The 9,087-nt window shown below is 46.2% G+C and carries 7 protein-coding genes; 5 read left to right on the top strand and 2 right to left on the bottom strand.

Annotation, left to right across the window (positions count from 1 at the left end; translation table 11 throughout):
- The first annotated feature begins 124 nt into the window (after positions 1 to 124).
- From B9J84_RS07460 to B9J84_RS07440, 4 genes are all read left to right on the top strand, one after another.
- Positions 125 to 1,378, top strand: coding sequence for an ABC transporter substrate-binding protein (locus B9J84_RS07460; protein ID WP_094123860.1), 1,254 nt, complete (start codon positions 125 to 127; stop codon positions 1,376 to 1,378).
- A gap of 457 nt (positions 1,379 to 1,835) precedes the next feature.
- A complete protein-coding gene (locus tag B9J84_RS07450; RefSeq protein ID WP_017044592.1) occupies positions 1,836 to 2,831 on the top strand; it encodes a TRAP transporter substrate-binding protein in 996 nt (331 codons plus the stop codon).
- Positions 2,832 to 2,964: 133 nt separating this feature from the next.
- Complete coding sequence (locus tag B9J84_RS07445) at positions 2,965 to 3,651, top strand: TRAP transporter small permease (protein WP_094123861.1); 687 nt, start codon at positions 2,965 to 2,967, stop codon at positions 3,649 to 3,651.
- Positions 3,652 to 3,654: 3 nt separating this feature from the next.
- Positions 3,655 to 5,016, top strand: coding sequence for a TRAP transporter large permease (locus B9J84_RS07440; RefSeq protein WP_094123858.1), 1,362 nt, complete (start codon positions 3,655 to 3,657; stop codon positions 5,014 to 5,016).
- A gap of 49 nt (positions 5,017 to 5,065) precedes the next feature.
- Here B9J84_RS07440 and B9J84_RS07435 read toward each other — a convergent pair whose 3' ends face one another.
- Complete coding sequence (locus B9J84_RS07435; RefSeq protein ID WP_013857189.1) at positions 5,066 to 6,406, bottom strand: sigma-54 dependent transcriptional regulator; 1,341 nt, start codon at positions 6,404 to 6,406, stop codon at positions 5,066 to 5,068.
- Between the two features lie 49 nt (positions 6,407 to 6,455).
- Positions 6,456 to 8,243, bottom strand: a complete 1,788-nt coding sequence (locus B9J84_RS07430; RefSeq protein WP_094123857.1) for a sensor histidine kinase — start codon at positions 8,241 to 8,243, stop codon at positions 6,456 to 6,458.
- A gap of 581 nt (positions 8,244 to 8,824) precedes the next feature.
- On the opposite strand from B9J84_RS07430, the gene B9J84_RS07420 reads away from it, so the two are divergent.
- On the top strand, positions 8,825 to 9,087 hold a 263-nt coding region (locus B9J84_RS07420), incomplete at its 3' end, for a trigger factor family protein (protein WP_404206541.1).

The raw sequence follows: 9,087 nt of genomic DNA, 5'->3' as shown, positions 1-9,087 counted from the left end.
ATTACGGTTTGTTTCAACGAAAAAAATTTTCTTTGATTAGACTAGTAGGTAAACGATCAGCACTTTAATGGTTAATAAAAGTTTGCGAATCAGGTTTGCCGAATCAAAACCAAGGAAGATGATGATGAAATTTCATAACACTCTGCTTGCTTTATCTTTCCTCTCTGTCTCTTTCATCCCTTCGACTCACGCTGGTGAAGTGGAAGTACTCCATTGGTGGACTTCCGGTGGTGAAGCCAAGTCGATAGCAGTGCTCACCGAAATGTTGGAGCAGCAAGGCCATAGTTGGAAAGATTTCGCTGTCGCAGGTGGTGGTGGTGAAAGTGCCATGACGGTATTGAAAACGCGCGCGGTGTCGGGTAACCCACCGTCGGCGGCTCAAATTAAAGGACACGATATTCAAGAATGGGCGGGGCTTGGTTTTCTCACGAATCTTAATGATGTAGCCAAACAGGGTGGTTGGGATGAAGTCGTACCACCGATGATCACCAATGTCATGAAGTGGAATGACCAGTATGTGGCCGTGCCAGTTAACGTGCATCGCGTCAACTGGTTGTGGGTTAACCCTGCGGTACTGGCTAAAGTGGGTGCTAAAGTGCCAACTACGTTAGACGAGTTTTTTGTTGCGGGCGATAAGATCAAAGCCGCGGGTTATGTGCCACTGGCGCACGGTGGCCAACCTTGGCAAGACGCGACGGTTTTTGAAACGGTGGCGTTGAGCGTTCTTGGCTCACAAGATTACGTGAAAGCGTTTGTTGAGCTCGATATGGCTGTGCTCGCGGGCGACAAAATGGTTGACGTGTTCAGCCAGTTTAAAAAAGTTCATGACTACATTGATGTTAACTCTCCAGGCCGTGATTGGAACGTTGCGACTTCAATGGTGATAAATGGTGAAGCGGCGATGCAGATCATGGGCGACTGGGCAAAAGGGGAGTTTTCCGCAGCGGGCAAAGTTGCGGGTAAAGATTACCTGTGCGTGGCCGCGCCAGGTACGGCCGATCAATTTATCCATAATGTCGATAGTTTTGTCTTTTTTGAGCTAACTGATGCAGACAATAAGCAGGCGCAAAAAGCGCTAGCCGCCACGATCCTAGATCCTAAATTCCAAGAGGTATTTAACCTCAACAAAGGCTCGATCCCGGTACGCACAGATATGAATATGTCAAAATTTGACCAGTGCGCGTTGGACTCAATGGCGGCCTTTAAAGCGACGGCTAAGTCCAACAACCTTGTGCCCAGTATTGCCCATGGTATGTCGACAACCAGCTATGCCCAAGGCGCGATTTTTGATGTCGTAACGAACTTCTTCAATGATCCGAAAGCGGATCCAAAACAAGCAGCACAAAAACTAGCGAAAGCGGTGAAAGCTGCGATGTAGCCCTAACCCCCAGAGTGGGTAGGTTTTTTAGCCTGCCTGCTCACCCTCTTCTTGTAGCACACCACTTTCTGTGTGCTACTAACATAATCTGTCGGTTCTAACCAATTAGCGCGCTCTCCGATAAAGAGCTCGGGGGGAGTGCCCAAACTAGGCTTGCTGTTTGGGCGGAGGGTGCGCTTCCTTCCCGTTTCACATTTTTTGTCATTCTCATCGCCACCCTCTGATGGATTTAGCTGGGTGTCATTTCCCACCCAAAATTCATATTCCTTGGGTCATTTTCTACCCATTTTTGCTTTCTATCATAAGATTCTATGGGTTGTTGTTAACTGAATAGCTGGTGACACCTTATGGTTACTGGCTTGTTAATGGAATGTGTCATGTTGGCTTGTTAATTGCCTTATAGAAAACAACCAGCACCCATTGATGGGGCTGATATGTTCAATTAAGGAGAATAATAATGTTAAAGCCACTGACTTTGCTGACTGCTTCCATTCTTGCTGTAACCAGTTTTAATGCGGCCGCAAATTGCGACCCCGGCGAAATCGTCATTAAGTTTAGCCACGTCACGAATACAGATAAGCACCCTAAAGGCATTGCGGCTTCGCTGCTTGAAGAGCGTGTTAATAAGGAGATGAATGGTAAGGCTTGCCTACAAGTTTTCCCTAATTCAACCTTATACGATGATGATAAAGTATTGGAAGCCATGCTCAACGGCGATGTGCAGCTAGCGGCGCCTTCATTATCAAAATTTGAAAAATTCACCAAAAAATTCCGTATTTTTGACCTGCCATTCCTATTTGAGGATGTGGACGCAGTTGACCGTTTCCAAAACTCGGCTGACGGTGAAAAACTAAAGAATTCAATGACACGTCGTGGTGTAAAAGGGTTGGAGTTTTGGCATAACGGTATGAAACAGATGTCAGCCAATAAACCTCTACTCGTTCCGGCGGATGCAAAAGGATTAAAGTTCCGTGTGCAAGCATCTGATGTACTGGTGGCTCAGTTTGAGCAGCTTGGTGCAAACCCGCAAAAAATGTCTTTTGCAGAAGTGTATGGCGGTTTGCAAACCAAAGTTATTGATGGTCAAGAAAATACATGGTCCAACATTTACGGTAAGAAATTCTTTGAAGTGCAAGATGGCATTACCGAAACCGATCACGGCATTTTGGACTACCTAGTGGTGACATCGAGCAAGTGGTGGGACAGCCTACCAGCCGATGTGCGTGACCAGTTCGCGACCATTTTAAAAGAAGTCACTGAAGCGCGTAATGCGGAATCAAATAAAGTCGAGCTCCAAAATAGACAATACGTGTTGGAAGCCGGAGGCGTGATCCGCACTCTCACACCTGAACAGCGCCAGCAATGGGTTACAACGCTGAAGCCTGTGTGGCAGAAATTTGAAAAAGACATCGGTTCAGATTTGATTGAGGCAGCGCTGGCTTCAAACAAATAATCAGCCTCCAACCCCACCTTGCGTGGTGGGGTTGGACTCAACGCGTTTATTGCTCGTCTCATTGATAACTAACCTGAAGCCGTGCGGTGACCTTGAGTCAATTCCGATAATTACTATGAGAGCGATGTATCACATGGAACACTCTTTTTTCTCTAAAGTCGGCCGATTTACCGATGCGATTGAAGAAATGCTGATTGCATTCTTCTTGGGCTCGATGACCTTATTAACGTTCGTTAACGTTGTTTATCGCTATGTTTTTAACGGCAACATTTTATGGGCATTGGAATTAACCGTGTTCATGTTTGCATGGATGGTACTGGTTGGTGCGTCCTATGGGGTAAAGAAACACTTTCACATCGGAGTTGATGTGGTCATTAACATGGTGCCTGCAACCATGCGAAAAGTGTCTGCACTGGTCGCGGTGGCTTGTTGTTTAACCTTTTCTATTTTACTGCTCATCGGTTCGTGGAATTACTGGTATCCGTTTGCGACTGAGCGTGCTTGGTATGAAACCGACGATATTCCTATGCCGGAAATGCTGCAATTTCTCTCCGATTGGCTCAATGAAGGGGAGCGCTATGAAAAAATGCCGCGCTTTATTCCATACATGGCATTGCCTATCGGAATGGGATTACTCACTTTTCGCTTTTTACAAATCGCCTATCAAATTCTCAGCGGTAAGTTAGACAGAATGATTTCTGGCCATGAAGCCGAGGAAGATCTTGAAGCGCTGAAAGCGGAAATGGCACAAGTGAGCGAGACCATATTAGAGCCGAACCGCGACGCGACCCCACCTATTGATTCTCGCAAGGAGCGTTAATTCATGGATATTTTACTGCTGTTTGTTATGGTCATCGGCTTTATGCTAGTCGGTGTACCCATTGCTATCTCGCTCGGATTATCCAGCGTTCTGTTCCTACTTTGGCACTCCGATACTTCTTTAGCGTCAGTGGCTCAAACCTTGTTTAACGCTTTTGAAGGCCATTACACTTTGCTTGCGATTCCATTTTTTATTTTGGCTTCCAGCTTTATGTCAACCGGAGGTGTGGCAAAACGCATTATCCGTTTCGCTATCGCTATGGTGGGTTGGTTTCGGGGAGGGCTGGCGATTGCTTCGGTAGTGGCCTGTATGATGTTTGCAGCGCTGTCAGGTTCTTCACCGGCGACAGTGGTGGCGATCGGCAGTATTGTTATTGCCGGAATGGTTAAAAATGGCTACAGCAAAGAGTTTGCCGCTGGGGTTATTTGTAATGCTGGCACATTGGGCATCTTGATCCCACCTTCGATTGTGATGGTCGTGTACGCAGCCGCGACCGATGTATCGGTAGGGCGCATGTTTTTAGGCGGTGTGATCCCAGGTTTATTAGCGGGTTTGATGCTGATTGTTGCTATCTACATTTTTGCACGAATTAAAAACCTGCCGAAACAACCTTTTGTGGGTTGGAAAGAAGCGATCTTCGCCGCCAAAGATGCCAGCTGGGGTTTGTTGCTGGTGGTGATCATTCTCGGCGGGATTTACGGTGGTATCTTTACGCCAACCGAAGCGGCTGCGGTGGCAGCGGTATACGCTTTCTTGATTGCCAATTTTGTTTACAAAGATATGGGGCCTTTCGCCGACAAAGAAAATACCAAACCTGCCTTGGTCAAAATCGTGCAAGCCTTTTTCCATAAAGATACGCAAGCGACTTTGTTTGATGCAGGCAAACTGACCATCATGCTGCTGTTTATTATCGCCAATGCATTGATATTGAAACATGTTCTGACCGAAGAGCGCATTCCGCAAATTATTGCCGAATCGATGCTTTCCGCCGGTCTCGGGCCTATAACATTCTTGATTGTAGTCAACATATTACTGCTACTTGGTGGTCAGTTTATGGAGCCATCAGGGCTGCTGATCATTGTTGCTCCATTGGTCTTCCCCATCGCCATCGCACTCGGTATTGACCCCATTCACCTTGGGATCATGATGGTGGTGAACATGGAAATAGGGATGATCACACCGCCCGTCGGGTTAAACTTGTTTGTCACCGCAGGGGTTGCCAAAATGTCGATGATGAATGTGGTGAAAGCGGCGCTACCGTGGGTGGCGATTATGTTCCTATTTTTGATGGTTGTGACCTACGTGCCTTGGATTTCCACTTGGTTACCAACCACCTTAATGGGGCCGGAAATCATCACTAAGTAACCAAAATGCTGACCTGAAATTTCTATGGCTGCGGCATGTTATTAGAGCTCTATATTTTATAGAGCTCTTTGTCTAATCCGTAACGCTGCATTTTGTCGTACAACGTTTTACGCGGTACGTTGAGCCTTTCCATTGTTTCATTGATACGCCCACCACACTCAATCAATGCTTGTTCGATCACGGATTTTTCAAATTCGGCCACTTGTTCGACTAAATGGGTGGGTAATTTTTGTGATGGCTCGTTGTCGCCTAACTGAGCCAGTTTCCCCAATAGCACATAGCGCTCTGCGGCGTTGCGTAGTTCGCGCACGTTTCCCGGCCAGTCATGGCTGATTAAGCGCTGCATTTCAGGTTGAGAGAGTGCGGTTGCCGCTTTACCGTAACGAGCCGCGGCCACTAACAAAAAATGATGGAAAAGCGCAGGAATATCCTCTTTACGTTGGCGAAGTGGTGGAATATCTAATGTGACAATGTTTAAGCGATAGTAGAGATCTTGACGAAAGGTGCCTGCTTGAGCTGCTTGCTTTAAATCGACTTTTGTTGCGGCGATGACTCGAATATCCAGAGGGATCAAGGTATTGGATCCAACTCGTTCAATGACTCTTTCTTGCAATACGCGTAATAAACGAATTTGCGCCTGCATCGGCATTGATTCAATCTCATCCAGAAATAAGGTGCCGCCTTGTGCGTGTTCAAATTTGCCAATGCGTTTGGTTTCAGCGCCAGTAAAGGCGCCTTTTTCATGGCCGTAAAGTTCACTTTCTATCAAATTTTCAGGCACTGCGCCGCAGTTCAGTGCGACGAAATTGAGCTCGCGGCGAGAACTCTGCTCATGTAACGAGCGAGCAACCAGCTCCTTTCCTGTGCCAGTTTCGCCAAACAGTAGAATGTCAGCCTGAGTGTCGGCGACATGAGTGATGGTGTCCCTTAACGCTTGGATGTTGCCAGTATTACCGATAATGCGTGGTCCAAGAGTTTGGCTCGCTTTTAAGCTGCGTTTTAGCTGCTGATTTTCTAACGTTAAGTGGCGTTTTTCTATCGCGCGGTGGATGGTTTCTATCAAGCGTTCAGTAGCAAAAGGTTTTTCGATAAAATCGTATGCGCCATCGTGCATCGCTTGTACGGCCATCGAAATATCGCCATGTCCTGTGATCAAAATAACAGGGACCTCAGCATCTTGATGATGAATCGAGTTGAGTAAGCTCTGGCCGCTGAGGCCAGGTAAGCAAATATCACTCACCACCACAAGAGGCAGCCCGTCGGCTTTGGCCGCCAGTAAGGCTTCTTCCGCACTGGAAAATAACCGCGCTGTGAGGTCGGCGAGCTCGAAACTTTGCGCAATGGCGATACGGATATCCGCCTCATCATCGATAAAAAATACATCACACATTGGTTGTCCTTAACTGCTTTTTATCTTTAAACCATACTTTGTCTGTAAATCACGCGCTTGGCGTAACGATCGGTAGAGAGACTGAAAATCGCGCCCCACACTGCGGTGAACTGGCCATCGTTAACTCACCGTCCATGCTTTGTATTATCTGCTGTGAAATCGACAAGCCTAAGCCTAAGCCATTTTTTTTCGTGGTGAAAAACGGTTCGAAAAGATGGGCTATTTTTTCTTGTGTAATTCCCGGGCCGTTATCATCAATATGGATCAACACTTGAGAGGCCTTGCACTCAGTGCTCAAACGAACGCATTTTTGATGCTGTTCCTCAAGGGCCTGTATCGCGTTGGTTAGCAAGTTAATCAAGACTTGTTCTAGTTGGATTGGATTGACACGCACCCAAAGATCCATCGCGGGTAATTCCATCTCAAACTGAATCAAATTCGATTTAAATTGCGGTTGCATCAACTCTTTTGTCGACAAAATAATCGGTAATAATTGCGCGTTCACTTTCTCATCGGTGTTACTTTTTCGCGCAAACGATTTGAGCTGTTCACTGATTTTAGCCATGCGTTCGGTGAGCGCTGAAATGCGAGTCAAGTTGTCATCGGTCCGTTCCGGCTTACCATTGGCTAAAAAACGCCGCCCATTGTCGGCAAAACTGCGGATAGCGGCCAGTGGGTTATTCAGCTCGTGACTAATACTGGCGGACATTTGCCCAAGCACAGCCAGTTTCGCAGCTTGGATCAATTCATCTTGAGTTTGGCGTAACATGCTCTCTGTTTTACTTCGCTCCGCAATTTCCGCGTGCAGTGCAGAGGTTCGCTCCATCACCAGAAACTCTAATTTTTGTTTTGCTTCAGACTGTAACTGTTCGATTTGGCGCTGTTTGAGTTGGCGGTGATGAACCAGTAATAGCCCTAAGTAGACGATGGCAAACAGCATGCTGTTGATCAGAGTAAATCCAAAGCTATCCCAGAAAATGTTTATTTTGGGCGATAAAACCCGAATGTTTAGCCCGATACTGGGCAGCGGTTTGGTTGAAACGATGAAATCGCCTTTAATCCAAGTTTGATAAGGATTTTCCCATTCGGCAACGGATGCGCTGAAATCGCCGATCAATCCGAGTGAGCGAATGGAGGTATCAAGATATTGGCGGCTATTTTGAACCGCAATTCGATCGCTTTCGCTCAGCATGGCAACACTTTTAAACAGCCACTCCGGTTGGCTGGACATGAAAATAATGTTGTTGCTGTCGGTGGCGACAAAATAGCTTTGTTTGCTCTGCCAGTTTTCCTCAATCGCGGAAAGATCCATTTTCACTACCACTACGCCAATGACATCCGCGGCATAAACGATAGGGTAGGAGTAGTAATATCCTCGTTGCCCCGATGTTGATCCTAACGCAAAATATTGGCTCTCTTGCCCAGTTATGGCCGTTTTAAAGTAAGGCCGCCAAGCGAAGTTTCGGCCAATAAATGAATGAGTGAGGTGCCAGTTACTTGCTGCGATCGTGTTGCCATATTGGTCGATGAGGTAGGTGTCAGCGGCTTGAATCACTTCATTGACCTGTTCTAAATAGCGATTAGTGATTTCAATTTGGGCGCTATTGCTGGGGCTGTGTAAAGCGTCAATGAGTTCTTTATCTTTGGCTAGCAATCTTGGGATATGTGCATATTTATCAAGTTTTGTGGTGATGTGGCTAGAGAATCGCTCTAGCTGAGCTTGATGTTCAATCAATAAACTTTGGTAGTTGTGCCGCCAAACAAAATGCGCCCCAGCCGCGGTAGACAAAAGGAATAACGTTACAAAAATAAGGTTTACTCGGCGAATATGTAGCATCCTTTCTCCATGTTCAGCGGCGCGACAAGGGCAGTTCTTTTGCGAGAGATATCCATTTTTGCAAGTGATAATGCTCCCAGCATTGACTCATAATTCTACTGGTTTTCCTTTGGGTGATGTTTAAAAAGAGCGCAATTGTGGGGTGCAAAACAGGAGCAAGATCTCTTTTTACGCTTTTGGGGTAAAAAAAGCCTCGATTCCCTTGAAAAAGCCTTTATTGTCCCCATTTCAAAACTGTGCTTTTTCACGTTGGTGGAATTTTTAGCACTTAGAAAGCAATTTAGGGTACGGAATCATCTCTCTGCGGTGATTGGCTCGACAGCACTGATTCTGGTCGGTAGAATGTCGCGTCTAAATTTTCTGTCCTGAGACTAATCAGAGATACCTTTTGTGATGCATTAGAGTCTCTAAAGATATCGCTTATTAGTCCAATATTGGGTCTTTTGGCCAATGTTGATGCTGGTTTTAATATAAGTGTTCGGATAGAGCACAACACAAGGATGCAGCCAAGCACAAGGCATCGCCTAAGTTGCGGCTCATATTGCTCAGAAATACTGGGCCAGTTTTGAGGTTTATAAATAATGCAAGTTACTGTTGAAACGCTAGAAGGCCTAGAGCGCCGTCTGAATATTACTGTTCCTGCTGCTAACATCGAAGATGCAGTTACAAAAGAGCTACGCAATATCGCTAAGAATCGTCGTTTCGATGGTTTCCGCAAAGGCAAAGTGCCTTTGAAAATGGTTGCGCAAATGTACGGTAAAGCGGTACGTCAAGACGTCATGGGCGAAGTGATGCAACGCCACTTCATTGAAGCTATCGTAAAAGAGAAAATCAACCCAGCAGG

This window comes from Vibrio sp. V03_P4A6T147 (assembly GCF_002241085.1).
In the GTDB taxonomy this organism is placed as follows: domain Bacteria; phylum Pseudomonadota; class Gammaproteobacteria; order Enterobacterales; family Vibrionaceae; genus Vibrio; species Vibrio anguillarum.
This window is presented reverse-complemented; position numbering and strand designations above follow the sequence as displayed.

Bases quoted from the DNA above. Each gene is read 5' to 3' on its own strand.
- B9J84_RS07460 (WP_094123860.1), top strand. From the start codon at position 125: ATGAAATTTCATAACACTCTGCTTGCTTTATCTTTCCTCTCTGTCTCT.
- B9J84_RS07450 (WP_017044592.1), top strand. From the start codon at position 1,836: ATGTTAAAGCCACTGACTTTGCTGACTGCTTCCATTCTTGCTGTAACC.
- B9J84_RS07445 (WP_094123861.1), top strand. From the start codon at position 2,965: ATGGAACACTCTTTTTTCTCTAAAGTCGGCCGATTTACCGATGCGATT.
- B9J84_RS07440 (WP_094123858.1), top strand. From the start codon at position 3,655: ATGGATATTTTACTGCTGTTTGTTATGGTCATCGGCTTTATGCTAGTC.
- B9J84_RS07435 (WP_013857189.1), bottom strand. From the start codon at position 6,406: ATGTGTGATGTATTTTTTATCGATGATGAGGCGGATATCCGTATCGCC.
- B9J84_RS07430 (WP_094123857.1), bottom strand. From the start codon at position 8,243: ATGCTACATATTCGCCGAGTAAACCTTATTTTTGTAACGTTATTCCTT.